Consider the following 24,257-nt stretch of genomic DNA (forward strand, 5'->3'; position numbering starts at 1 on the left):
ACAGAGAGGGGCGAATGACCCTAAACTGGGAAAAGCACTCCATGGATGATCGAGGGCAGCGTGTCGGCCAACGGTATGGCATCGAGTTCATACCCGCTCAGCGCCGCGGGTGTCGGCGAAGCGCCCGAGCGCGACGACGCGTTGGTCAGGGCCGTCGTCCATGCCGTGGAGGTCACCGGAGCACACACCGGAAGCGTGTTCCTGCTCTCCGGCGACCATCGCTCGCTCCTCGTGGCCGCCTCCTGCGGGACACCGCCGTCCCTCCTCAGCGGATGGCGTCGGATCCCGGTCAACAGCCATATTCCGGTGGCGGAGGCGTGCCGCTCCGGGCGCATGATCCACCTGGCCGGCGCGGACGAGACGATGCGGCGCTTCCCCCAGCTCTCGATCGCCCTGCCCTACCCGTTCGGCTCCGCATCGGTCCCCGTGCGGGCCGGTGAGCGGACTTTCGGCGCCATCGCCGTCGTGTGGACACCCAAGCCGGACGGGACAGGACTGTCGAGAACGCAGCGCGGGCAGTTGCGCTCCGCCGCCGACCGGCTGGGCACCGCCCTCGCCGGACTGCGGGTCCGCGGCACCCTCGGCGAGTACGACGAGCGCACGGCTCCGATACTGGTCCCGCTGCCGTCCGCTCCGGCGATCCGGGTGGGCCTGTTCGACTGGAACCTCGACACCGGAGCCCTCACCGCCGACGACGAGCTGTGCGCGATCCTCGGGATTCCGCCCCGCGCGTTCGACGGTCGGGCGGACACACTGGCGGCCCGCATCGAGCCGGCGGATCTGCCCGGCTTCCGGTCCGCCGCCCGTGCCGCGGTCGAGGAGGGGCACCTGCTCGCGCACCACCTACGGATCCTCGACGGCCGTGGTGGGCACCGCGTCGTCGAGCTGTGGGGCCGGGTGCCGGAGAGCCCCGACGCCCCGGAGGCCCACCTGGTCGGCGCCGTACTCGACTCCGGGAGCGGCATGGCCGCGGTGGCTGCGATCGAGCGCCTCGCGGACGGTTTCTTCGCGCTCTCTCCCGACGGACGCCTCGCCTACGCCAACCACAGCCTGGAGGATCTGCTGCGGGTCCGCCAGGACGAACTGCTCGGCCGGCGCCCCTGGGACGTGCTGCCCTGGCTGGCCGATCCCGTGTACGAGGATCGCTACCGAGCCGCCGCCGTCTCCCAGCAACCGGTCTCCTTCCTGGTCCGCCGCCCACCGGACGAGTGGCTGGTCTTCTCCCTCCACCCGGGCGCTCAGGGCATGACGGGATGGGCCTCACGCGTACGGCAGCCCCTGCCGGCCGGCACCGGGCCCGGTACACCGGTCACCGAGGAGGAGCCGCCCATCTCCCTGGCGCCTCCGCCCGGGGCGCCCCGCGTGGGTTCCCTCTACCGGGTGCTCACGCTGGGCAGCGCCCTCACCGAGGCGGCCACCGCGAACGAGGTGTTCGATGCCGTCGCCGACCAGTTGCTGCCGGCTTTCGGCGGCCAGAAGCTGGCGATGGCCGTGGTGGAGGAACGGCGCCTGCACCTGCTCGCTCAGCGCGGCTACTCGAAACACTTCCTCGCCCGCTTCGAAGGCACCCCGCTGCACGCCCGGCTGCCCGTGACGGACGCGCTGACCTCCGGGGTCCCGCTCTTCGTCGAGTCCCGGGAGCAGCTCCGCGAGAGCTACCCCGAGCTGACGGTGGGGCACACCAACTCCTGGGCGTTCCTGCCGCTGATCGCCTCGAACCGCCCGGTCGGCGCCTGCATGCTCGGCTTCGACGACGTGCACCGGTTCCCCGACGAGGAGCGCGGAGTCCTCACCGCGCTGGGCGGCCTGATCGGCCAGGCCCTGGAACGCGCCAGACTCTACGACGCCGAATGCGCACTCGCCCGCGGCCTGCAGGACGCGCTGCTGCCGCACCGGCTGCCCACCCTGCCGGGGCTGCGCATCACCGGGCGCTATCTTCCGGGCACCAGGGGGATGGACATCGGCGGCGACTGGTACGACGTCATCCCCACCGGCGACGAAGTCGCACTGATCGTCGGGGACGTCGAGGGGCACAACGTTCCCGCGGCGGCCGCCATGGGCCAGCTGCGCAGCGCCATGCGGGCCTTCGTCGCCTCCGGCCACCGACCGAGCGATGTCGTCGCCGGCACCAACCGCCTCCACATGGACCTCGACCCGGCGCTCCTCGCCAGCTGCTGCTACGCCCGCATCAGTCCCCGCTCCGGGATCGTGCGCATCGTCCGCGCGGGCCATCTCCCGCCCCTGCTGCGCCGGCCCGACGGGCACACCACGATCCTGGATGTGCCCGGCGGCCCACTGCTCGGCATCGACGCGAAGGCACGCTTTCCGGAGTCGGAGCTGCGTCTGGCTCCCGGGTCGGTCCTGGCCCTCTACACGGACGGGTTGATCGAGAAGCGCGACTCGGACATCGGCTCCGACGTCGAGCGGCTCCGGGGGGCGCTGGCCCGGCTCGGCGGGGGTGGCCTGGACGATCTGGCCGACGGGCTGCTGCGGGATGCCTGCCACGCCTCCCCCGACAGGGCGGACGACATCGCGCTCCTGCTCACCGAGTACGCCCCGCCACGTTGACCGGTCCCTGCCGCCACTGTCACGTGCCCCAGATCTTCCGGTACGCCTCCCGGTATCCCACCGGGTCCCAGGTCGTGGCGCCGTGGCTGTTGTCGGCCGTGCTGATGTGGACGGGGGCCACATACCCGCTGGGCGGCCGGACGGAGAAGGCGCGATTGAACTCGTCGACGATCTGCCAGCCCTGCAGGGACAGCGGCTCCGGCACGGTGGCCGCCTGGTACTGCCTGCTGTTGATGCGCTGGAAGGCGGAGGGATCGCCGTCGCCGGCGCCGATGTTGAAGGGCGGGCCGGAACCCTGCTTGCCGGCCGCGCGGAACGCCGGGGCCGCATCGGCGAAGTAGAGGTCGTTGATGGCGACGGAGTGGGTCCATCTCCCCTGGAAGCGGGAGAGCAGTGAGGAGATCTCCCGGGGCATGCGGTTGCCTGCGTCCTGGATCGGGATGTTCTCGTACGCCAGCAGTTCCACCCCCGCGCAGGTGGCCAGCTCCTTCCTGATCAGGTCGGACTTGTACTTGGCGAAGGGGATCGAGGCGTCGGTGAAGACCACGGCCCCGGCTGTGCCGTCGGAGCTCGAGATGACCCACTGCGCACTGGCTCTGGCCACGTCCTCGACTTTGGTGGTGACGTTGGTGAAGAGCTCGGGGCGTCGGCTGGGGCCGGGGGAAGCGACGGCGTGCCAGCCGATGAGCGGGATGCCTGCCGCGTTCGCACGCGCCACCTGCTGCGAGGTCGAGCCCGGGTCGAAGCCCCCGATGACGATGCCCGAGGGTCTGAGGTCCACGGCCTCGCTCATCGCCGCCTGGATGCCGGCGGGGGTGCCGCCACCGTCGATCACCCGGGCGTGCCAGCCGATGACGCGCGCGGCTTCCCGCACGCTGTCCGCGACGCCCGCGACTCCGGGATTGGTCATGGTCTGGGCGACGTAGACGATGGTCTTGTCGGCCACCGCGGTGGGGCCGCTGGTCGGTCCGTTCCAGGGGATGTCCGTTCGCTCCGCCCGGCTGACGGCCGCCTCTGCCCTGGTCTGGACCGCGGGGCAGCCGCTCGGCCCCGAGGTGGCGGGCGCCGGGTCGCTCGACGAGCCGCGTTCACAGCCGGCCACCACGAAGACCGCGACGACCAGGGCGGTGCCGGCGGACCGCGCGTTGCGGAGGGTGGGGGTGTTGCGGTTGCGGTGCACGGGAGCTCCTCGCGGAGGGTGCCGTCCGGGCACTCTGGCGGTGCCCGCGGCGTGGGTCATGGAGGGCTGCCCTGCGTGCCTCCGTCCGGAGTCACGGGGGGCGGATCGCGGGGGACGACCGCGCCGGTGCGCAGTCGGCGTCGAGCGGAGTAGCCGGCCAGTCCGACGGCGAGGAGCAGGGTGCCGCCGTAGAACAACGGGACCGTCCAGAAATCGCCGCCCATCTGGGCGATGCCGGTGAGGCCGACCGCGAGGACGGCGACGGCGACGAGGGTGCCCAGGGCGTTGGGGCGCCCGGGTTTGATGGCGGTGGAGCCGAGGAGGGCCCCGACGAACGCGGGCAGCAGGTAGTCGAGGCCGACGCTGGGATTGCCGATCTGCTGCTGGGCCGCGAGCAGCACTCCGGCGAAGCCGACGATCAGTCCCGACGCGGCGAAGGCGTAGACGGTGTACCTGCGGGTCGGGATGCCGACCAGGTCCGCGGCGCGTGGGTTCGACCCGACGACGTGCAGGTACCTGCCGAGCGGCAGCCGCTCCAGAACCACCCAGAGGACGCCCGCGAGCGCGAGTACGTAAAAGGCGGGCACCGGCAGGCCGAGGAACGTCGAGTCGTAGATGTCGGTGAAGGCGGCCGGGAGGCCTTGCGGGCCGGGGACGATCCGGGCGCCGCCGGTGACCCATCCGGTCACCGCGTACATCATGCTGCCGGTTCCGAGCGTGGCGATGAACGAGTCGATCCGTCCGAATTCGACGACGACACCGTTGAGGACGCCCACGACACCCCCTCCGGCGATCACCGTGAGGCAGGCGAGGGGCCAGGGCCACCCCTCGACCACGACGAGCTGCATCACCATCACGTGGGCCAGGCCGAGGCCGTAGCCGATGGAGAGGTCGAACGCGCCGGTCACGATGGGGACCATCGCGGCGAGCGCGAGGACGGCCGGGATGGACTGGTTGGACAGGATCGAGTCGACGGTGTCCCGGGTGGGAAAGGTACGTGGCAGGGTGAGGGAGAAGATCAGGAAGAGCAGGGCGGTGAGGGTCAGGAGGCCGTAGGCGCCGATGAGTTGCCCGCCCCGGCCGCGCGGTCGGGCGAGTCGCAGCCATGAGCCCGGGCGACGCGGTCGTGGCGGGGGCGCGGCCGGAGAGGGAGAGCCGGTCACGGATTCGCCGCGCTTCCGGTGGAGGGCAGGGCCGAAGCCGCCCGTGTGAGCTCGGTGACCGTGAGGGCCGGGCCGGTCAGCTCGGTCGTCACGGATCCGCGGACGAAGACCAGGGCACGCCGGCACACGCGCGCGACCTCCTCGAAGTCGCTGGAGACGAGGAGGACCGCGAGGCCGGCCGCGAGCGCGTCGGCGAGCAGGCGATGGATCGCGGCTTTGGCACCGATGTCCACGCTCGCCGTCGGTTCCTCGAGGATCAGCAGGCGCAGGGCCGGCCGCAGCCACCGGCCGATCATGACCTTCTGCTGGTTCCCCCCGGACAGGGTGGCGATGGCGGCCTCGCTGTCGTGGGGACGCACCGAGAACCGTTCGATCAGCGTGCCGGCCTCGGCGCGCTCGCGGCGAGGGCTGATCCAGTGCAGCGCCGACGTGCCGCCCGCCCGGGGGTTGGCCAGGAGGTTCTCCCGTACGGTCAGCCCGGCGAGGCAACCCTCCCGCTGTCTGTCGCCGGGTACGAGGGCGACACCCCGTGCGACGGCGTCCGCGACCGTACGGGGACGGTACGGGCGTCCGCCGAGAAGGGCCCGTCCGCCCAGCAGCGGCCGGTCGCCCGCGAGGGCTCGGGCGAGGCCCATGTGTCCGGCGCCCGTGAGGCCGACCAGGCCGAGGACTTCCCCCCGCCCGAGCTCCAGACCGACCGGTCCCGCGTCGGGGGTGCGCACCCCGTCCAGGGTCAGGACGGCCGGGCCGCCGGCCGGGGTGGTGACGATGCGGTGGTCGGTCGGCTCCTCGCCGGTGATGGCGCGCACCAGAGCGGCAGGAGCGTGGGTCGCCGGCGAGCCGTGGCTGACCAGGCGTCCGTCGCGCAGCACGGCGAAAGTGTCGGCGACCTCGTACACCTCGTCCAGGCGATGGCTGACGTAGAGGATGCCGTGGCCCCGGTCGCGCAGGCTGTGCAGCACCCGGAACAGCCGGGTGCAGTCCGCGGCGGGCAGGCGGGCGGTCGGTTCGTCGAGGACGACGAGCCCCGCCCGTGCCGCCAGGGCTCGTGCGACGGCGACCAGCGAACGCTCGGCCGGGGCGAGGCGGGCGATCGGCGCGTCGGGGTCGAGATGTCCGGCGACGACCCGCAGGGCCGCGGTGCACTGTTCCCGGGTGCGGCGCCAGGAGATCAGTCCGGCGCGGCGCGGATACCCGGTGCCCAGAGCGATGTTCTCGGCCACCGTCATCCACTCCACCAGGCCGAGATCCTGATGGATGAAGGACATGTGCCGGGAAGCGGCGTGGCTCCCGAGCGGGTGCCCGGCCACGGTGACCTGCCCCGAGTCGGCGTGGTGGACGCCGGCGAGCACCTTGATGAGCGTGGACTTCCCGGCTCCGTTGGGACCGAGGAGGGCGAGGACACTGCCGGCGTGGACATCGAGGTCGACCCCGGCGAGCGCGAGGGTTCCCCCGAACCGCTTGACGAGTCCGCGGACACGGACCAGAGGTTCCGCCCCGAAGGGCGGGACCGCATGCGCAGAGGTGTCGTGGGCCTCGTGCACGGACCTCTCCGAGGTTGGAGCTGGTGTGTTCTTCCCGATGTGCACCCGTGATGTTAGCCGTACATATCGCGCATTATCCGACATCCCGGCGCTGTCTGTGCCCCGAGCGGAGCAGTGATGTGCCGGGGCCGGCGCCTCAGGCGGCCCCCTCGAGCCCGCATTCGGCCCAGATGACCTTGCCGTGCTGGGTGTAGCGCGTGCCCCAGCTCTGCGTCAGCTGCGCGACGAGGAACAGGCCGCGGCCGCCCTCGTCGGTGCTGGCCGCTCGACGCAGGTGCGGGGCGGTGTTGCTGCTGTCGGAGACCTCGCAGATCAGGGTGCGGTCGTGGAGCAGCCGTACCCGGATGGGCCCTGCGCCGTGGCGGATGGCGTTCGTGACCAGCTCGCTGAGCACCAGTTCGGCGGCGAACGCGGCCTCCTCCAGTCCCCAGTCGGCCAGTTGCCGGGTGGCGGAGGCGCGGACCTCGCTGACCAGGGCCGGATCCGCGGGCAGGTCCCAGGTGGCCATCCGCCCGGGGTTCAGGGCATGGGTGCGGGCGACGAGCAGGGCGATGTCGTCGCAGGGGTGGGTGGGGGCCACCGTGTCGAGTACCGCCTCGCAGGTCTCGTCGGACGTACCGTTGGCCTGGGCCAGCGTGGCGCGCAACTGATCGAGGACCACGTCGACGTCTCGGTGACGGTCCTCGATGAGCCCGTCGGTGTAGAGAACCAGCCGGCTGTTCTCAGGGAGGTCGAGCTCGGCGGCTTCGAACGGCAGACCGCCGAGGCCGAGCGGGGGCCCGGCGGGCAGGTCGGGGAACCACACGGTGCCGTCGGGGCGGACCAGGGCGGGCGGGGGATGGCCGGCGCGGGCCATGGTGCACCGCTGGGTGGTCGGGTCGTAGATGGCGTAGAGACAGGTCGCGCCGATCGTGCCTGCGTCCGCGGCGCCGGGGACCTCCCGGTCCAGGCGTCCCACGAGTTTGTCGAGGTGGGTGAGGACCTCGTCCGGGGGGAAGTCGAGTTCGGCGAAACTGCGGGCGGCCGTGCGCAGCCGCCCCATGGTGGCGGCGGAGAGCATGCCGTGGCCGACGACATCGCCGACGAAGAGCCCGATGCGGGTGCCGGACAGGGGTATGACGTCGTACCAGTCCCCTCCGACGTCGGATTCGGCGGGCAGGTAGCGATGGGCGACCTCGACGGCGTCCTGGTCCGGCACACCGTGCGGGAGCAGGCTGCGCTGCAGGGCCAGGACCATGGCGCGTTCCCGCGTGTAGCGCCGGGCGTTGTCGATGGACAGCGCGGCACGGGCGGCCAGCTCCTGGGCCAGCGACCGGTCGTCGTCCCCGAACCGTGGCGAGTCCTGCGCGCGGTAGAAGCCGGCCACGCCCAGGACCGTGCCACGGGCGACCAGGGGCACCGCGATGAGGGAGTGGACGTGGCTCAGAAGCTGTGCGGAGTGCTCAGGGTCCTGCGCGAACCAGCCCGCGGCAGCGTTCAGGTCCGGTTCCAGCACTGCCTGGCCGCTCGTCAGGCACCGCGACTGCGGCATCGTCGGTCCGTAGTCGACCTGCTTGCCGACCGGGTGGAAGGGACAGTCGTCATGGATGCCGTGGACCACCGTACGGCGTAGGTCACTGCGGGGATCGGAGGGCTCCTCGCCGCGGAGCACGGCCTCCGGCAGGTCGACGGTGACGAAGTCGGCCAGTTGCGGCACCGCCGACTCGGCGAGCTCCCGGGCGGTACTGCGCACGTCCAGGGTGGTGCCTATCCGGACACCGGCCTCGGACAGCAGTTCCAGGCGGCGGCGCGCGGCCAGGGCATAGGACCCCACGTGCGGCTCCCCCACCATCACGAGCCCTCTCATCGGGGGCGGGGAGTCGGAGTGCTCGTCCGTCGCGCTGTCGCCGGCCGTGACGTCCTCGACTCCCACGACGGCAGGGTCGTGCACCGCACCGGGCAGACGCCCCGGCGGCGGGGTGACGGAGAGCTGCCCGGGCGTCACGCCGGGGACGGCCCCGGTGAACGGGAGGAAAGCGCCGACGGCGGGCTCGGCAGGGAGATCCAGCGGCCCGTGGACCTGCTGCGGGAAGGCGAGGGGCCGACGCGGTGAGGGTCCGGGGACAACGGCCTCGATGGCGACGCCCTCCACTCCGGAGGCACTCGTCATCGGCCGGCTCACGAGGGTGACCCGCCGGCCGTCGGGCAGGGGCACGTCGACCCGGGCCCGCTGCGCGCGGGCGATCAGCTCGGCGGCCTTCTCCATGAGGATCGCCCGGTCGCGGGGGCTCATCTCCACGGCCAGTTCCCGGACCCCGATGCGGTGGCGAAGACCTGCGGCGACCTCGGCCCCGCTCTCCAGGTACGCCCGCAGCAGAGCGTGCTCACGCGCGGAACTCTGCCCCAGCATCCGCCGCTCGATGGCCTGGGCCGCCTTGCGTATCACGGTGTCCAGCGCCGGGTCCTCGGCGCTGCGCGGATAGCCGAAGCACAGGACGCCCTCGATGCGGCCACTGAGCGGGTCGCGCACGGGAAGCGCTCGGCATGCACTGCCCTGGGAGCGCTCGGCGAAGTGCTCGGCACCGTAGACCCGGATGGGTCGGCGCTCGGCCAGGGCGAGACCGATGCCGTTGGTACCCGCGACCTGCTCGGCGAACACGAACCCGGGGACACTCTGGACGGCCGGGAGAACTCTGGCCAGCGACGCTTCTCCGAAACGGCGCAGGAGAACCGTCCCGCTCGCGTCGGCGACGGAGATGTTCATCGCGCTGCCCGCGAACGTGGCCTGCAGCCGGTCAAGCACCGGAACGGCCGCGCGGACGAGCCGTCCGTCCGGTTCGAAGTCCTCCCGGAAGGGAAGGTCGGTCTGGTCCGGCGAGAGCCCCAGGGTCCGGCAGCGTCGCCAGGAATCCAGGATCGACGTGCGCACACCCGTCTCGACCGGCTCACCCTGCAGGAACCGCTCACGGAAACCGGCGGGCCCCGTGCCGCCTGGCGCACGCCCCGTCGGTATCGGATCTTCGCCGGCCCGGACCACGCTCCGCCTCACTCGCGCCTTCGACGGTCAACCCTTCCGAAATGTCTGGTATGGACGAGGATACGGGCATTGGACGCGCGAGTCACCGTTCACGAGGGCCCCTCACGCACGGTGACCGGACCGGATCGGTGTCACAGGACCGCGACCGGGTTGACGGGCGAGCCGGTCCCGCCCGGGACGTTCAGCGGCGCCACGACGAGCAGGAAGTCGTAGCGCCCCGCCGTCGCGGTCGCGCCGGACAGCGCTTCCAGGTCGAGGTTGTCCAGCAGTGGCACCCCCATCGCGGCCACGGCCAGGGCGTGGACCGGCGAATGCACGCCGTCCACGGGTGAGGGCCGTACGTCACTGTCGCCGTCTCCGCCGAGCAGCGCGATGCCACGCTCGGCCAGCAGCGGCAGGGCGTCCACATGAAAGCCCGCGCTGGCGGTGTCGGGGTCCCAGGCGCCGAGTTCCTCGCGGCGCCGGACGTGTCCGGAGCGCAGCAGTACCGCGTCGCCCTCGCCGATCGTCACGTCGAGCGCCTTCTCCGCGACGACGATGTCATCGGCGTGCACCGCTCGACCCGGCTCCAGCCAGGGGATTCCGAGGACGGCGGGCAGGTCGAGGAGCACTCCCCTCGTGACGAGGGACCCGAGCGTCGACACCGCGCCGAAGCGGGCGCCCGCGGCGTCGACGACCTCGTGTGCCGTACGGCCGTCGTAGAGCTGCCCCCGATAGGCGATGTGGGACAGCGCGTCGAGATGCGAGATGCCCTTGCCGTGGTAGTCGGCGGCGATGAAGTCCTTGTGGGTGGAGGGTTCCGGCGCCTCCACGTCACCGAGGTCGGTCATGTGGTGCAGGGCGGGCTTGCGGTTGCCGGGGCCGGGCCGGGTGTTCCACGGCAGCGCCAGCGGGACGACCGTCCCGGTCCGCACGCGCGCCGCGGCCCGCCGCACATGGTCCGCGGTGACCCGGTTCCAGGCACCGCGGTCGGCCGGGGACCAGCGACCCCATGTTCGAACGGCCTCGAAGAGCGCGTCGAACTCCCGACGGGAGACGGCGGGCCCGTTGCCGACGCCGGTCGGTGCGGGATGCGCGGAATCGCCGGAACTCGGACTCATCTGTACTCACCGCTCCCAGGCTGGAACGGCTCCGACGGCAGGACGTCACCGGACGCGACACGGATCGGACTCACGGCGTCTGCGCCCGGCTGACGCCGTGACACGGAGAAGCACCGTCCTCGTGATCGTAAAACCAGCTTCGCACATGCACGGGTGCTCATGGAGAGAACCGTGCCGCCCGGGCCCCGAGGGACCCGGGCGGCTGGGTGCCGATGTCGGCGGCTCAGGGCGTCAGGGAGTCAGCTGCCAGCGGGCGATGTAGCCGACGTCGATGGACGCACGGTCCTGGACGCGCAACTTCCAGGTGCCGTTGAGCGGTTGGGCGGAGGCGTTGACCGTGAAGGTCTGGTCGACGTTGTCGGCGGAGCCGCCGCTGCGGTTGAGCAGCGAGTAGACGGTGCCGTTCGGGCCGACGAGGTCGACGGTGAGGTCACCGCGGTAGGTGTGGACGATGTTGACGTAGACCGTGGTGGTCGCGGAGGCGTTGCCGTCGCGGTCGGTGATGGTCACCGGGGACTCCACGGCGGCTCCGTTGTCGGGGATGTCGACGCGGGTGGTGTTGGCGTAGACGTAGGCGATCTGCCAGCTGAAGGTGTCCGTGGCGCTCGCGCCGGTGCTGTCGGTCACGGTCACGGTGACGTCGCTGGTGCCGAGCGTGGTCGGGGTGCCGCTGATCAGGCCGCTCGGGCTGACGGTCAGGCCGTCGGGCAGGCCGGTGACCTCGTAGGTCAGCGCGGACCCGGTGTTGGTGGTGTAGGCGTCGAGCTGGAGGCTGACCACCTGGTTGACGCCGCTGATCTGGTCGGCGACGGGGGCGAGGTTGACGCCGAGGGCGATGCGGTTGCCGACGTTGATCGCGGCCCACGCGTCGGCGACGGCGAGGTAGGTCGGGCTGTAGGCGCCGAAGAGGTCGGCGGCGGCCGACAGGGTGGCGGTGCGGGCGCCGGCGTAGTCGGTGGTCGAGGTCATGTACGTCGTCAGGGCGCGGTACCAGATGGCGGCGGCGTTCTCGATGCCGATGCCGGTGACGGGCCGGCCGTCGGAGGTCGGGCTGTCGTAGGAGACGCCGTTGACGGTCTTGGCGCCGCTGCCCTCGGAGAGCAGGTAGAAGAAGTGGTTGGCGGGACCGGACGAGTAGTGGACGTCGATGCCGCCCAGGCCGGCGCTCCAACTGTCCCTGGAGTCACCGTCTTTGGAGGGCTTGTCCATGTAACGCAGCGGCGTGCCGTCGCCGTTGATGTCGATCTTCTCGCCGACCAGGTAGTCGCCGGGGTCGGCGGCGAGGTTCTCGTGGAACTCGACGGCGGCGGCGAAGATGTCGGAGGTCGCCTCGTTCAGGCCGCCGGACTCACCCGAGTAGACCAGGCCCGCGGTGGCTGCGGTGACGCCGTGGCTCATCTCGTGGGCGGCCACGTCGAGCGCCGTCAGCGGGTGGGTGTTGCCCGAGCCGTCGCCGTAGGTCATGCAGAAGCAGGAGTCCTGCCAGAAGGCGTTGACGTAGTTGCTGCCGTAGTGGGCGCGGCTGTAGGCGGCCACGCCGTCGTTGCGGATGCCGTTGCGGCCGAAGGCCTCCTTGTAGAAGTCCCAGGTGGCCGCGGCGCCGAAGGCCACGTCGACACCGGCGGTCTGGCGGTTGGAGGGCAGGCCTGTGCCCCAGACATCGTTGTCGTCCGCGAAGAGGGTGCCGGTGCCCGAGGTGCCCTGGTTCAGGTCGTACGTCTTGTGTCCGGCCCGGTCGGGATCGACGAGCTGGTACGTCGACCCGGACGGGGTGGTGCCCAGCGGGACCGTGCCGACGTACTGGCCGGTGCCCTCGCCGGTGTGCACCTTCTCGGCGGCCAGGAGTTCCTTGCCGGTGGCGGCGTCGGTGACGACCTGGAGTTCGCTGGGCGTGCCGTCCTTCTGGACGCCTTCGACGAGGGTCTCCCAGGCCAGTACGGGCCTGCCGGTGCCGGCCCAGACGACCAGGCGGGAGGCGTTGCCCACTTCGGCGTCCTGGACGCGGTCCCGCTTCGAGGCCGCGAGGGCCTTGTCGGTGGCGCCCCGGGCCGTGACCTTCGGGCTGAGCGAGGGCACCGAGAGGCGCGTCGCGTTGGCCTTGGTGACGGTCGTACGGCCGCGGCTGTCGTGGACGACGAGGTCGCCGCCGAGAACGGGCAGGCCGGCGAAGGTGCGCTCGTAGCGGGTGTGCTGGGTGCCGTCGGCGTCGGTGACGACGTCCTTGACGACGAGCTTCTCCTTGGCGCCGAGGCCGATGCGGCGGGCGGTGTCGGCCGCCGCGGACTGGGCGCTCCTGACCAGCGCGGTACGGCGGGCGGGGGTCAGGGAGGTCTGGGCGGCGCCGGCCCGGGGGGTGGCCGTGATCTGCGCCGGGCGGCCCGCGTCCGTCGGGGTGGCGTCGGCCGGGCCGGGGGCGGCCAGGGCGAGCAGGGAGCCTATGGCCGTGAGGGCGAGCGCGGTGGCGCGTCTGCGCCGCACGAGCGCGCGGTGTGACAGGGACAACGAGTTCTCCTTCGGTACGACGGCCGGCCCGTGGTGGGGGCCGTGGACGAGACGGATCGGCGGGGTACGCCGGTCCGGAGCGCTGCACGGCATGCGGGTGGAAGGAGGTGGGGGGTGGCGGTGGTGAGAACGCGGCTGAACCGCGTGATGAACCTGTGAGGGGACTGTGAACGCCGGGAGAAGAGTGGCATCGCGAAGATGTTCTTGTCATGAGTGCATCAAGACATCGGCTTGTTTTGATCAGGTCAGTCAGGCCAAACCGGCACACACGGTGCCGGTTTTCGGCCTGACGCACCTGACGTACCTGAGGCACTTGAGGCATCACGACCAGGCGACCGCGACGTCAAGGACCCAGGTGACGCCGAAACGGTCGGTGAGCATGCCGTACAGCGGCGCCCACGGTGCCGCTTCCAGCGGTCGTACGACGGTCGAGCCCTCGGCGAGCCTGGCCCACAGGGCGCTGATCTCCTCGGTGTCCTCGCCCCGTACGGAGACGAAGAACCCGTTCCTGCCCTGGTCCCAGGGCAGTTGGGAGGGCACGTCGTAGGCCATGACGTGGAAGCCCTCGTCGCCCGTGACCTCTCCCCACATCAGCCAGTCCGCCTCGCTCTCGTTCTGGACGGCACCCGCGTCCTTGTAGGTGACCGCGGCCGTGCGTCCGCCGAAGACGGACCGGTAGAAGTCCAGGGCCTCGCGTGCGTCGCCGCGGAAGTTCAGGTGGGTGGTGGTCGTGACGGACATGTCGCGCTCCTCGGCTCGGTGATGGGTCGCTCGTGCTGAGCGGCTCGGGTGCAACCCTGGCGGAGGTAGCGGACAGGTCGTGTCCTGTACTGCCAGGAGAATGGACGTCATGCAGAAAACCTCCTCCCGGCTGCTCTCGCTGCTCTCGCTGTTGCAGACGCACCGTGACTGGTCCGGCCGGGATCTGGCCGAGCGTCTCGACATCACCGCGCGCACCGTGCGCCGGGACATCGACCGGCTGCGTGAACTGGGCTACCTGATCACGACCGTGAAGGGGCCCGGGGGCGGCTACCGGCTGGCTGCCGGCCACCAGCTGCCGCCCCTGCTGTTCGACGACGACCAGGCGATCGCCCTCGCGGTCGCCCTCCAGACCGTGACGGTGGGCACGGCCGTCGCCGACGACGCCGTACGCGCACTGGCCACCCTCCGCCAGGTCATGCCGCCCCGGCTGCGCCACCGCATCGACCTGCTGCGCGTCACCGCGGTCCGGCCGCCCGACGACCACAGGGCCCCGCGGACGGACGGTCAGGTCCTGTTGGACGTCGGCCGCGCCATCCGCGCCCGCGAGGAACTGCGCTTCGACCACACCCCGGGTTCGGGCACCTCAGCGGGTGCACCTCGTCGTGTGCACCCGCATCACCTGGTCACCTGGCGCGACCGCTGGTACCTCGTCGCCTGGGACCTCGACCGTGCGGACTGGCGCACCTTCCGCGTCGACCGCATCCGGCCCCGCACACCGAACGGGCCTCGCTTCGCCCCCCGTGAACTGCCCGGCGGCGACGTGGCGGCCTTCGTCACCGGACGGTTCCGCGGGAACGACGGCCACGACGGCCACGACGGCACCCGTACGCGGTGGCCCTGCGAGGGCGAGGTCGTCCTTCATCTGCCGGCCGCCGACGTCGCCCCCTACGCCGAGGACGGAGTCGTCGAGGAACTCGGCCCGCACCACTGCCGGCTCACCCTCGGCTCGTGGTCCTGGACCGGCCTGGCCGCCGCCCTCGGACGCTTCGACGCCGACATCGAGGTCGTCGGGCCACCCCGGCTGGCGACGGCGTTCGCGGAACTCTCCGCGCGCTACGGCCGTGCGGCGAAGGCCCGTTGACCGCGCGACGGCCGTCTGACGAAGGCCTGTTGACCGCGCTACGACCGTGTCGTGAAGGCCTGTTGACCGCGCTACGGACGGGTGCCGGAGGGGTGGGCGGCGCAGGTGACGTCCTTGGCCGGGAGGCGGCCGGTGGCGAGGTAGGTGTTGACCGTGGCGTCGGCGCAGGGTGAGCCGTAGACGCCGTAGACCGCGTGCTGGTCGGCGCCGCGCAGGGTGACCAGTCGGGAGGAGGGCCACATCCGGCGTACCGCGGTCGCCCCGTCGTAGGTGGTGCGCGGGTCTCCGGTGGCGTTGACGAGCAGGGCGGGGAGGTCGTCCCTGATGACGGTCGGGCGTTCGCGGGGCGGGTCCCAGAAGGCGCACGGGTTGAGGTTGTTCGTGACGGGACCGAACAACTCGTCGCGCTCGCGCGCCCGTTGGACGTCGTGCCAGTAGACCTCCGGGTCCCTCGGGGCGGCGGCGTCGCCGCACAGGATCGCGGTCTGGACGCTGCCGTAGTGGGAGTCGCTGCCGGTCAGCATGAACCCGAGGGCCTCGGCGAGCCAGGGAGAGGGGGTGACGTTCCGCCCCTGCGCCGCGCGCAGCAGGTCCTGGACCGCCTGCGCGAAGTCCCCGTAGGCGATGTCGTTGTCCTGGGAGAGGCCGTTGAACACGACGAGGGGAACGACGTGTTCGTCCACCCGGTACGTCCCGAGCCGCAGGGGTGTGCGGGCGGCGGCGGCCTGGACGCGGTCCACGGTCGCCAGCACCGCCCCACCGGAGCGGCCAAGGCCGTAGGTCGCGTGACGGGCGGCGGCCCACGAGGCCCAGTCCTTCAGGGCGTGGCGGTTGGCCTTCTCGCTGCCCCGCAGCAGCCGGGGACCGTACCGGTCCGGGTCGATGACACCGTCCAGGACGACCCGCTCTACGCGGCCCGGGAACAGCGTGGTGTACACCTCGCCCAGGTAACTGCCGTACGAATAGCCCAGGTAGGAGATCCGCCGCTCACCGAGCGCGGCACGGATCACGTCCAGGTCACGCGCGGTGTTGCGGGTGTTCACGTACGGCAGCACGTCACCGGCGTGGCGGCGGCAGCGCTGTGCGAGGTCCTGGGCGAAGGCCGCCATGCGGCCGAACCCGGCGCGGTCGACGCCCGCACCGCGGAACGCCGAGCCGGTCGGCCAGTGGCAGTCCAGCGGGGTGCTCCGGCCGACGAAGCGGGGATCCACGCCCACCACGTCGTAGCGTGCGGCGACGTCCTTCATCGCGGCGCGGACCCATGGCGGGTCACCGAGCGTCTGCCCGCCCGGGCCACCGCCGTTGAGCAGCAGGGGGCCGACGCGGTGGGCGGTGTCGGTGGCGCGGATCCGGGAGATCGCGACGGTGACGGTACGGCCGTCGGGGTTGCCGTAGTCCAACGGCACGCGCACGTCAGCGCATTGGGCGCCCGCCTGCTCGAGTTCCTTGCCGGTCGCGTCGTCGGGGCCGCGCACGCAGCTCTTCCAGTCGAGGCGCTGATGGTGGTAGCGGGCGAGTGGGTCGGAGGCCGCCTGGGCGGGGAGCGTTGCGGCGGGTGACGCGGTGAGGGCGAGCGCGAGGGTGGCCAGGCCCAGGGCGGCTCTTCTCGTCGTTGTCGATGTCGATGTCGATGCCGATGCCGATGCACCGTGCGGCACGGGAGATGTGCGGGTCACTGGTGTTCTCCTTCGGTCGGTTGTGTCGCTCGGGAAGGCGGGTCTTCGCAGAAGGCGGCCTGGACGACGTCGTGGAAGTCCTGTTCCGCCCGCAGCGTGGCCGGTACCTGGTTGAGGGCGACGGAGACGGTCCGTCCGCCCGGTCCGACCGCGGTCAGGGCCCGGTGGCCTCCCGGGACGGTCCCGGCATGGCCCCACCACCGGCCGCCGCAGCGCAGCGGGGAGGCGATCAGGCCGAGCCCGTAACGGGCGCCGGGCCAGAGCCGGTCGGGGTCGGCGGCCACCGTGCGCCGCATGTCGGCCAGTTGGTCCGCGGGCAGCAGCCGGCCGCCGAGCAGCGCGGTGATGAACCGGCTCAGGTCGGCCGGGGTGGAGACCAGTGCGCCGCCGACCCCGCCGAAGGTCGTGTTCCAGGCGGTGCCGTCCACGAGCCGGCCGTCCTCGGCTGTGAAGTAACTGCGCGAGTGGGGTCCGCGGAGGCGAGTGTCGTCCCCGGGCCAGTACGTGTCGCGCAGTCCGAGGGGCCGGATGACGCGGCGGGTGATCTCCGCCTCCGGTTCGTGACCGGTGACCGCGCGGATGATCATTCCCGCGAGGAGGTAGTTGGTGGTGGCGTAGTACCAGGTGCCGCTCGGGCGGGGCAGGTCGAGGGCGCGGGCGACGAGTTCGCGGGGCTCGAAGTGGCGGTACCGGAGACGTTCGGGGTGCTCCCATTCAGGGGCGTCGAGATAGTCGGGCAGCCCGCTGGTATGCCGCAGCAGCTGCCGTACGGTGATGCGGCGGCCGTCGTACCCGTTGTGCCGGACGAGGCCCGGCAGGTAGCGGTCGACGGGGGCGTCGAGGTCGAGCCGGTGCTCGGCGGCGAGTTGGAGCACGACGGTCGCGGTGAACGTCTTGGTGACACTGCCCGCCCGTAACCGGTCCCCGGCGTTCATCGGCCGGCCCGTGCTCAGGTCCGCCGTTCCGACGCTCGCGGCCCGACTCCCGCAGGGTCCCTCCGCGTTGGCGTCGGTGATCAGGACGGTGGCACCGGTGATCCGGTCGTGATCGGCGAGGGTGCGCAGGGCCTGGCGCAGGTCGCCGTGCGGTCCGCAGACGGACTGCTGCCGGGCGGGAGGCGGTTGGGCGGGAGGCGGTTGGGCGGGGGACGGTCGTGCCACGGGCGGCTGCGTCGGGCGCGGTTGTGCGGCGGCCGGCGCGACGGGGAGGACGAGGGCGGCCAACAGGGCTGCCACGCCTGCGCGTCGGCCCTTCGTCGAGGTGTGGAGGGAGAGCGCCATGCGCCCCAACGCTAGGCAGGCGCCGCGGCCGGGTCACTCGGGCTGGCGGCCCCTTCACGGGTGGGGTCAGCCACAGGACGGCACCTGCGGCGTACCCCCGCACCGGTGTCCGGTCAGGGCGGGTCGCCGTCCCGTTGCGGCGGTCGGCGGAAGAGCAGTGCTGTCGGCCTTCACGCCGGCGGTGCCGGTCGCCCGGTCGGGCCGCCGCTCGCCTGATCCACGAGTGCCGGTACCTCGGTGAGCGCGGACACGGAGGAGCCGGCCCAGTCGTCCTCACGGGTGTGGGCGTCGTTGTCGGTCCAGTCCGTGGCCCGGAGCATGAACGCCCGCATACCGCAGCGGGACGCTCCGGTGAGTTCGTGTCCTCCCCCGTCGCCGACGTAGAGGCACTCCTGCGGGGTGGCATCGAGTCGGTGCGCGATCAGACGGAAGAGTTCCGGATCGGGTTTGCGCCGTCCCTCCTCGCAGGAGAGCACCCGGGCGTCGACCAGTTCGGCCACAGGCAGTTGCGGCCACGTCTCGGCCAATTCCGCCGTGCAGTCGCTCAGCACGCCCACGCGCAGGCCCCTCGCCCGCAGTGCGGTCAGTGCCGGGACCGCGTCCTCGCGCAGGACGAAGAGCTCCCGTTGCGCCGTCAGCCGAGCGGTGCACGCAGCGGCGAGGGCCTCGGCGCTCGGCTCGACTCCACAGCGCCGTGCGAGGGTGCGGAAGGTCGCTGTCAGATCGCCCAGGCTCCCGGTGGCCCGTTCGGGAAACGAGGTGTCCAAAGCCGTGCGCCAGGTGCGCGCGGGGATGCCGAGGGGAGCCGCGCTCCGTGCGGCATGGTCGTCCCAGACATGCGCCGGCGTGCTGGGAGTCAGGGTCCCGAAGAAGTCGAAGATGACTGCGGTGACGGACATGGCCTGGACCCTAATGGCCAGAATGCAAACCACCTTCCCGATGGCACCCCTGTGGTCTGTGACACCGCTGTGACCGGAGGTGTGGGTTCCGTCACAGCCCTTGCCCGTGGCCCCTGGTGGGGTGGGCGGATGCCGACCGTCTCCCGCACCGCACCGACCGTCCTCACCGCGGCTCTGCTGCTCACCGCATGTGGTACCCAGGGCGCTTCGCCGGGCGGCGGGGACGGCAACTCCCCTGTCCGGGCCGAGGTCTTGTGCCCCGAGGACCCTGTGCCCTACGGCGGCACCCCGCGCTCAGAAGCGTCGCCTCTCCCCTCCGGCACGCCCTCCGCACTGCCTCTGCCCTCCCCCGGCGGCGCGACCCAGGACGGCGTCGACATCACCGTGCTGTACGCCTGGGGCCCCGAGAGCGGCTGCGCGGGTGTCGACTACAGCGCGGACTTCGAACTCACCAACCAGGGGACGGAGAAGGCCACTTACACCCTGACCTTCGGGTTCCTGTCGGCGTCGGGAGGCGCCGTCGACAACGGGGAGCGGACCGTCGAGGCGGTCGGGCCGGGGCGGACCGTCAAGGGAACCGTCGTCATGAGGGAGGCGGTCGGGAACCCGCCCGCGGTGACGGGCGTGCGGGTGACCAAGGTACGCAGCGTCCCCGAAGCCGAGGCGTCGACCGCCGCCGGGCCGTGTCCGACGTCGGGCGTGCGTCTCTACGCCGATCAGGGGGACGCGGCCATGGGGCTGCGCGTCGTCGGTCTGCACCTGGTCAACTGCGGTCCACGGCCGTACCGGCTCGACGGGTTTCCGAAGCTCGAACTCGAGGACGCGGACCACGAGACCGTGAAGGGCGTGCGGATCCTGCGGGGCACCGAGGGGATCAGCACCGGGCTCGGAGGGGACGGCGGCCCGCGACCGGTGGTCCTCGGTCCGGGTGAGGCCGCGGTGGCTTCGCTGGCCTGGCGCAACACCACTCAGGCCGGCGAGGCGGTGAACGCGCCGTACGTGCGCGTGTGGGCCAGGCCCGCGGCCGATCCGGTGATGGTCGTACCGGAGCTCGATCTCGGAACGACCGGAGAGCTCGGGGTCGGCCCGTGGCGCGAGGACGAGACGTACCGGGGCCCCGCCACCACGCCCGCCACGCCCTCCGCCCGCCCGTGACGGCCCTCCTCGCCGTGATCGCGTGCGCGCTCGCCGTGTTCCTGCTCGTACACCCGCGGGTCGCGCCCGGGATCAAGGTCGTGCTCCTCACCGCTCCCCCGGTGGCCGGGGTCGTCTGGCTCCTGGTCGAGGTGTACGAGCGGCAGCTCACCGCGGCGGTCGTCGTCGCCGTGTTCGTGGTGGTACTGGTCGCGCTGACCGGACTGCTCGGGCACCCTCGGCTGCCGGTCTGGCCGAAGGTGATCGTGTTCGTCACGGTTCCGGTGGCGGCGATGGCCTGGCTGCTGGTCGTGACGGCGGACGACACGATCAAGGATCCCGGCGAGGATCCGTGTTCCATGTACTACGGAGGGGTCGGCGTCTCGAAGCCCTTTCCCCCGCAGGCCTACTGCCGCTACGACGACGGCACCACCCACGCCCTCGCGTCCGGTGCCCAGTTCGTGTTCTGGATCTGCTTCGCCGTCAGCCTGGCCCTGCTGTCGGTCGGGCTGTGGCAGGTCGTGCGGGACCCGAGGACCTTCCTGCGGCAGTTCCGGTTCGAGCTCAAGCTGACGCAGGAGCCCTAGGGCGGCCGGGGCGGGACGCACGCAAGCAGGAGCGACAGGCCGATGCTTTCGGGGAACCGTCGGTCGTCACGGAGCCCAGGGGGACGGTACTCCCGGCAGCGGCGGCGCGAGTGCGCGCGCCGTTCGCACACGGCACGAGCCACTGCGGGAGCGTTCTCAGGAGGCATCCGTCACAGAAATGATGTGTCCGCCGCCTCAGTGGGAAAACGACCTCGTAACCCAGGGAGGATGACATGGCGAGCGATCGGATCGAGCTGGCTCAGGTACTGGCCGCGGCTGAGGACGCCGCACCGGTGAGCTCCCTCGACGTCGTGGCGCGCAATCTACGTGACCGTTTCAGCGCCCGGCGGGTGTCCTTCCTGTTCGTCGACATGGTGGGGCAGCGCCTGCTGCGGGTCAGCGACGAGGCCACCGCGCCGCAGGAGCGCCACGCCGAGCAAGTCCCCCTCATCGGCGACAGCGCGTACGACGAGGTCCTGCGCACCCAGAACCTGGTGCGGATCCCCAGGGACGGGAAGGGCGACTGCGTACTCGCGCCCGTCTCGAACCGCGGCGACACCATCGGCATCCTGGAGCTGTTCCTCGACCACGCCGACGAGGACGTCCTGGAGCAGGTGGAGGAGGCCGCGCACGCACTGGCCTACATCATCGTCACCGACCGCCGTTTCACCGATCTCTACCACTGGGGGAACCGCACCACCCCGGTCAGTCTCGCCGCCGAGATCCAGCGCCAGCTGCTGCCCTCGGCCGCGGCCTGCGAGGCTCCCGCCTTCGCCCTGGCCGGCGCGCTCGTCCCGGCCGCCGACATCGCCGGTGACACCTACGACTACTCGCTCGACCACGACACCCTGCACCTGTCCGTCACCGACGCCATGGGCCACGACGTCGACGCGGCCCTCATGGCCACCCTCCTGATCAACGCCTCCCGCGGCGCCCGGCGCGCCGGCGTGGACCTCGCCGAGCAGGCCCGCAGGACCCACCAGGCCCTCCTCGACCACGGCCGCCGCACCTTCGCCACCGGTCAGTTGTTGCGTATCGCCCTGGACGGCACCAGCGCCCAGCTCGTCAACGCCGGCCATCCCTGGCCGCTGCGGCTGCGCGAGGACAAGGTCACCGAGCTGTCCCTGACCGTGAACCTGCCGTTCGGCGTCGTCGGTCAAGGCGCCTACCGGGTGCAGGACATCGACCTGCGTCCGGGTGATCGCCTCATCCTCTTCACCGACGGCATGGTGGAACGGCAGGCGGAGAAGGTCGATCTGCCCGGACTCGTCCGTGACACCGCGGCCGAACACCCGCGCGAGGTCGTGCGCACCCTGGTCCACGCGGTCACCGACGCCTGCGACGGCCACGTGCGCGACGACGCCACCGTCCTGTGCCTGGACTGGTACGGGCCCGGGGCCGCTGACGGCCCGGCACCTGCCGCGGCAGGCTCTTGACCGTCGTATGCCGCCCGTTACCACGCTGAAGCCGGCCCCAGCGCCTCAGGCAGTCTCCTGTCGATCTCGGCTGTCAGCGGTCACACTCCGATGAAGCTCACCGTTTCCGTCATGTCCGCCCGCTCGGTACGCAGCCTCGGCACGCCTTCCTTCTCGAATCCCACTGAGATGCCGCAGAAGAGCACGAGCCCGTCATCGGCTCCGACTGTCCGGCTGACAGTCTTGCGGTACATGGTCCACATCACCTGGGGGCAGCTGTGCAATCCTTCCGCCCTCAGCAACAGCATGACGGTCTGCAGATACATCCCCGCGTCACCCCACTGTCCGGGCCCCATCATCCGGTCGAGGTAGCAGAAGAGGACGACCGGCGCCCCGAACGCCTCCGAGTTCAAGGCGGCGATCTTGTGGGGCCGGTCAGGGTCGTCGCGCTCGATTCCCAGGGATTTGTACCGCTGGGCGGCCGCAGCGGAGAAGCGGTCCAGGTACGGCGAGGTCAGTTCGTCCGGGTACATCGGGTACTCCCGCTCATCACCCGGGTCTCCCGCCCGTGCCCTGGCGGTTGCGTGTCTCTTCAGTTCGGCCAAGGGTTCGCCAGTCACGACGTACACATGCCACGGTTGGAGGTTCCCACTGGAAGGAGCCCGCGTCGCTGCGGTCAGCACTCGTTCGAGTACCTCCCTGGGCACCGGCTCATCGCTGAACGCCCGCACGGCCCGGCGACTGTCCACGGCTTCATACACATCCACGTCCTCGCGTCCTCTCATTCGACCGGGCTCCTCCACCGTATTCAGCGGTGAGCACCGAACGTCGCCGGAGGCTGGAGATGTCCAGTCGTTGATGGGGCTGTGGGAGACAGAGGTGGCTTGACGGGTGCGCAGTGGGAACGGCTGGAGCCGCTTCTACCTGTGTCGACAACGACCGCGACGAGAAGCGCAGCACCGTCGAACCGGCGATCAACAAGGTGAAGGCTTTCCGCGCGGCTGCGACCAGGTTCGACGAGCGCGGCGATGTCTACCCGCCGTCGTCACCGCAGCCGCACTCGTCATCTGACTCGCCTCATGATCGCCGGGACACTGCCCAGCCCCTCCATCACCCCTCCACCGCTCCCGCCCGTGCCTGCCGGTACGGCCGTACCGCGCGCCGTGCGATGGCGAAGCGGTGTGTCTCCGAGGGGCCGTCGTAGATCCGGAACGGCCGCACCTCCCGGTACAGACGGGCCAGCGGCGCGTCGGCGGCGGAGATGCCGAGGGCGCCGCAGATCTGCACCGCGCGGTCGACCACGCGGTTGACGGCCTCGGCCACGAAGGTCTTGGAGACCGAGCTCAGCTGGGCGGCGGCCGGTGAGGCGGTGTCCAACTCCCAGGCGGTACGCAGGATCAGCGCGCGGCTCGCCTCGATGTCGATCTCCGAGTCCGCCAGCATCTGCTGGACCATGCCGAGGTCTCCGAGCGCCGAGCCGAACGCCATCCGGCTCCCCGCCCGTTCCAGTGCGACGTCCTGGGCACGGCGGGCCGCTCCCAGCCAGCGCATGCAGTGGGTCAGCCGGGCGGGTGCGAGCCGGACCTGGGCGCCCTCGAAGCCGTGGTCCACCTCACCGAGGACCTGCTCCTCCCCCACCACGCAGTTCTCGAAGACGATCTCGGCGTGTCCGGCGAAGAGTGATTCGTCGAGGGTCTCGATGGTGCGGACCAGGCGCATGCCGGGCGTGCCGGCGTCGACCAGGAACATGGTGGCGCCGCCCGGGTCGCCGGGGCCGCCCGAGGTGCGGGCCATGACGATGGCGAAGCCGGCTCCGTGGGCGCCGGTGATGAACCACTTGTGCCCGTCGAGGCGCCAGCCGCCGGGGACCCTGGTCGCGGTGGTGCGCAGGGAGCGGGGATCGGCCCCGGCACCCGGCGCCGGTTCGGTCATGGCGAAGCAGGACCGGATCTCCCCCGCGGCGAGGGGACGCAGATAGGCCTGCTTCTGCTCCTCGGTGGCCACCTTCTCCAACAGGTGCATGTTGCCCTCATCGGGGGCCGCGCAGTTCAGCGCCAGCGGCCCGAGCAGGGAGTAGCCCGCGGCTTCGAAGACGGCCGCCTGTCCGCGCAGGTCGAGACCGTGCCCGCCCCAGCGCTCGGGCACGTGGGGGGCGAAGACGCCCGCCTCACGGGCGGCCTTCTGCAGGGTCTCGCGCAGGGCCTCGGGGGCGTCGTGCACGGACCCGCCGCACTCGCGCTCCGCCGGGACGACCACCTCACGCACGAACTCCGTGGTGGACGCGACGAGTTGGGCGACTGTCGGATCGACATCGAACTGGATGGGCACGGGTCCTCCCGCCGACGGGCGT

General features: G+C 71.7%; 17 protein-coding genes. 5 read left to right on the forward strand and 12 right to left on the reverse strand.

Annotation, left to right across the window (positions count from 1 at the left end):
- Positions 1 to 75: 75 nt before the first annotated feature.
- Complete coding sequence (locus AC2XR2_RS00375; RefSeq protein ID WP_491513845.1) at positions 76 to 2,568, forward strand: SpoIIE family protein phosphatase; 2,493 nt, start codon at positions 76 to 78, stop codon at positions 2,566 to 2,568.
- A 19-nt stretch (positions 2,569 to 2,587) separates the two neighbouring features.
- On the opposite strand, the gene AC2XR2_RS00380 is transcribed toward AC2XR2_RS00375, so the two are convergent.
- The 7 genes from AC2XR2_RS00380 to AC2XR2_RS00410 all read right to left on the reverse strand — a co-directional run bounded on the left by AC2XR2_RS00380 (position 2,588) and on the right by AC2XR2_RS00410 (position 13,814).
- Positions 2,588 to 3,748 (reverse strand): substrate-binding domain-containing protein, encoded by a 1,161-nt coding sequence (locus tag AC2XR2_RS00380; protein ID WP_491513846.1) that lies wholly within the window; start codon positions 3,746 to 3,748, stop codon positions 2,588 to 2,590.
- A 56-nt stretch (positions 3,749 to 3,804) separates the two neighbouring features.
- Positions 3,805 to 4,911 carry an ABC transporter permease gene (locus AC2XR2_RS00385; RefSeq protein ID WP_491513847.1) on the reverse strand — a complete coding sequence of 369 codons (1,107 nt, stop codon included), beginning with the start codon at positions 4,909 to 4,911 and terminating at the stop codon, positions 3,805 to 3,807.
- Positions 4,908 to 6,455 carry a sugar ABC transporter ATP-binding protein gene (locus AC2XR2_RS00390; RefSeq protein WP_491513848.1) on the reverse strand — a complete coding sequence of 516 codons (1,548 nt, stop codon included), beginning with the start codon at positions 6,453 to 6,455 and terminating at the stop codon, positions 4,908 to 4,910. Before AC2XR2_RS00390 ends, AC2XR2_RS00385 begins: the two co-directional genes overlap by 4 nt.
- A 136-nt stretch (positions 6,456 to 6,591) precedes the next feature.
- Positions 6,592 to 9,471: a SpoIIE family protein phosphatase gene (locus AC2XR2_RS00395; RefSeq protein WP_491513849.1), complete on the reverse strand. Its 2,880-nt coding sequence runs from the start codon at positions 9,469 to 9,471 to the stop codon at positions 6,592 to 6,594.
- 131 nt (positions 9,472 to 9,602) lie between these two features.
- Entirely contained in the window at positions 9,603 to 10,571 is a 969-nt protein-coding gene (locus AC2XR2_RS00400; RefSeq protein ID WP_491513850.1) for a cyclase family protein, read from the reverse strand.
- Positions 10,572 to 10,802: 231 nt separating this feature from the next.
- Positions 10,803 to 13,073, reverse strand: a complete 2,271-nt coding sequence (locus tag AC2XR2_RS00405) for a M4 family metallopeptidase (RefSeq protein WP_491513851.1) — start codon at positions 13,071 to 13,073, stop codon at positions 10,803 to 10,805.
- A gap of 321 nt (positions 13,074 to 13,394) precedes the next feature.
- Positions 13,395 to 13,814: a VOC family protein gene (locus AC2XR2_RS00410; protein ID WP_381303083.1), complete on the reverse strand. Its 420-nt coding sequence runs from the start codon at positions 13,812 to 13,814 to the stop codon at positions 13,395 to 13,397.
- 109 nt (positions 13,815 to 13,923) lie between these two features.
- Here AC2XR2_RS00410 and AC2XR2_RS00415 point away from each other — a divergent pair, with 109 nt between their 5' ends.
- Positions 13,924 to 14,916, forward strand: coding sequence for a helix-turn-helix transcriptional regulator (locus AC2XR2_RS00415; RefSeq protein WP_491513852.1), 993 nt, complete (start codon positions 13,924 to 13,926; stop codon positions 14,914 to 14,916).
- A gap of 71 nt (positions 14,917 to 14,987) precedes the next feature.
- Here the strand turns inward: AC2XR2_RS00415 and AC2XR2_RS00420 are convergent, their stop codons facing one another.
- The 3 genes from AC2XR2_RS00420 to AC2XR2_RS00430 form a co-directional block, all read right to left on the reverse strand.
- Positions 14,988 to 16,574, reverse strand: coding sequence for an alpha/beta hydrolase (locus AC2XR2_RS00420; protein WP_491518380.1), 1,587 nt, complete (start codon positions 16,572 to 16,574; stop codon positions 14,988 to 14,990).
- 14 nt (positions 16,575 to 16,588) lie between these two features.
- Positions 16,589 to 17,872, reverse strand: coding sequence for a serine hydrolase domain-containing protein (locus AC2XR2_RS00425; protein WP_491513853.1), 1,284 nt, complete (start codon positions 17,870 to 17,872; stop codon positions 16,589 to 16,591).
- A gap of 170 nt (positions 17,873 to 18,042) precedes the next feature.
- A complete protein-coding gene (locus AC2XR2_RS00430) occupies positions 18,043 to 18,771 on the reverse strand; it encodes an HAD family hydrolase (RefSeq protein WP_491513854.1) in 729 nt (242 codons plus the stop codon).
- Positions 18,772 to 18,900: 129 nt separating this feature from the next.
- On the opposite strand from AC2XR2_RS00430, the gene AC2XR2_RS00435 reads away from it, so the two are divergent.
- From AC2XR2_RS00435 to AC2XR2_RS00445, 3 genes are all read left to right on the forward strand, one after another.
- Positions 18,901 to 19,926, forward strand: a complete 1,026-nt coding sequence (locus AC2XR2_RS00435; RefSeq protein WP_491513855.1) for a DUF4232 domain-containing protein — start codon at positions 18,901 to 18,903, stop codon at positions 19,924 to 19,926.
- The gene (locus AC2XR2_RS00440; RefSeq protein ID WP_491513856.1) at positions 19,923 to 20,492 is read left to right on the forward strand and encodes a hypothetical protein; all 570 of its coding nucleotides are present in this window, start codon (positions 19,923 to 19,925) and stop codon (positions 20,490 to 20,492) included. The genes AC2XR2_RS00435 and AC2XR2_RS00440 overlap by 4 nt, the downstream gene beginning before the upstream one ends.
- Positions 20,493 to 20,725: 233 nt before the next feature.
- Positions 20,726 to 21,928 (forward strand): PP2C family protein-serine/threonine phosphatase, encoded by a 1,203-nt coding sequence (locus AC2XR2_RS00445; RefSeq protein ID WP_491513857.1) that lies wholly within the window; start codon positions 20,726 to 20,728, stop codon positions 21,926 to 21,928.
- Positions 21,929 to 22,008: 80 nt separating this feature from the next.
- On the opposite strand, the gene AC2XR2_RS00450 is transcribed toward AC2XR2_RS00445, so the two are convergent.
- Entirely contained in the window at positions 22,009 to 22,674 is a 666-nt protein-coding gene (locus AC2XR2_RS00450; protein ID WP_491518381.1) for a nitroreductase, read from the reverse strand.
- A 343-nt stretch (positions 22,675 to 23,017) separates the two neighbouring features.
- Complete coding sequence (locus tag AC2XR2_RS00455; RefSeq protein WP_491513858.1) at positions 23,018 to 24,235, reverse strand: acyl-CoA dehydrogenase family protein; 1,218 nt, start codon at positions 24,233 to 24,235, stop codon at positions 23,018 to 23,020.
- Positions 24,236 to 24,257: the final 22 nt, after the last annotated feature.

Source organism: Streptomyces sp. LS-MS-L19 (genome assembly GCF_058382285.1).